2 protein-coding genes and 1 pseudogene are annotated in these 1,518 nt (G+C 33.4%); all 3 read right to left on the bottom strand.

Annotated features, from left to right (window positions below):
• Positions 1 to 191, bottom strand: a pseudogene (locus ACFIL8_RS10185) (XRE family transcriptional regulator); the annotation flags it as partial.
• 245 nt (positions 192 to 436) lie between these two features.
• Entirely contained in the window at positions 437 to 952 is a 516-nt protein-coding gene (locus ACFIL8_RS10180) for a hypothetical protein (RefSeq protein ID WP_375689669.1), read from the bottom strand.
• Positions 939 to 1,286, bottom strand: a complete 348-nt coding sequence (locus tag ACFIL8_RS10175) for a hypothetical protein (RefSeq protein WP_375689667.1) — start codon at positions 1,284 to 1,286, stop codon at positions 939 to 941. The genes ACFIL8_RS10180 and ACFIL8_RS10175 overlap by 14 nt, the downstream gene beginning before the upstream one ends.
• Between the last annotated feature and the right edge of the window lie 232 nt (positions 1,287 to 1,518).

The raw sequence follows: 1,518 nt of genomic DNA, 5'->3' as shown, positions 1-1,518 counted from the left end.
GAAGCCATGTTTTGATCTAAAGCGTACAGCTTTATGATCTTTTCTTCCATTCCTACTGGAACAGATTTCTTGCCAATTTCAACAGAAGATAAAAATGCTACAGATATGCCTAGTTTATCAGCCATATCTAAGAGCCGTTCAAAGCGATCAAGGCGAATTTTGCGTAAAGTTTTGCCAAATAGTGTAAGCATGTGATTAAAACTCCTATTCATGCAATCAAGCTGCTTTGAGAAATGATATTGTGTTTTTTTCAAAAATTTCTTTGACTTTTCCATAAAGTATAGCCTTGCCGCCTGGATATCTTAATGGTGAGCAGATATGAGTCATCGTTACGTGCCTTTTTAGGTGTTTTTTGATGTTTTGTTGATTTCATCAATCGATGTTAAGAAGATACAATACCGATTAACCAAAAAAGTCTTATAAATCGGAGATTTTACTATGGCTTTTTAGTACAAGACTGTAGTGTGTAAATGGATATATTTATTAAACTGCGTGTACGAAACATAAGAAACAATACACAGCATAAAAAATAGTACCAAAGTACAATGTCTAAATACCCAAATACGGTATCCAATGAAAAAGAAAACTGGTGTTCCACGTGCTTAGAGGTGACAGGCAAAGAAACCGTTTCTTTATAACTATTTGGAAAAATTAAAACGACAAGCGCTAAAATTATTATATTTAAAAGTCTGTGCATATACTGTTGTAAATCACGTGTTAGTTTCACCCAACCCGTTGTATCATCATCTTTATATTTTGGATTATTTTGCAATTCAAAAGGAATATGAGAATTGCATAAAATTACAAAAATATTTGTTATTATTATCAAACCAAAAGATGCAAATATCAAAATACTTTGGATAAAGTAGGGATTTTTTTTAATTCCTAAAAAACATAAAAATATAAAAGTTATAATGCCAAACAAGGCTCTTAGCTGTTTATCTGTAAACATATTTATTTCCTGCGGTTTTCGATAATTTTTTGATCTCTTTATTGATCTCGTCTATAAGAGGTTCGTAATTGAGAATGCTTTTCGGAATACCACCACCGTAAACCCATGCTTTCACTTGCGCTTTGGTACTAAAATCCGCATTTTCTGGTGTGGTATAATACTGGCCGCCATCAAACTTTTCACACTCTCTTGTGCCGTCTTCATATTCGTAGAGGTTGTAAAAATACTCCTCTGCTCCGTCCCCCCAAGGAACATAACCAACAGCTGTTGCAATAAACTCTTTTTGCATTGGTTGTTTACGCTTTTTTAAGAACAGGTCTTTTAATATTCTCATGTTTTTAGTCCATAATTTTACCAATTGGTCTATTTACCTAAAATTTGACCGTACAGAGCGTTTTATATTGCGGATATGGTTTTCATCATAAAATCTTTAAATCGCTTTGTATGGTGCCTTTTTGTCGATTTAAACACATACCTAATTGTAAAATGATCAGCACTTTTCACTAGTTTGCTGTGGACCAAAGCGTTTCATTATCCCACCAATGCCATTTAAAGTCTCTTCAAGC

Origin of the sequence: Bartonella sp. AP57NXGY (assembly GCF_042195805.1) — a bacterium.
In the GTDB taxonomy this organism is placed as follows: domain Bacteria; phylum Pseudomonadota; class Alphaproteobacteria; order Rhizobiales; family Rhizobiaceae; genus Bartonella.
This window is presented reverse-complemented; position numbering and strand designations above follow the sequence as displayed.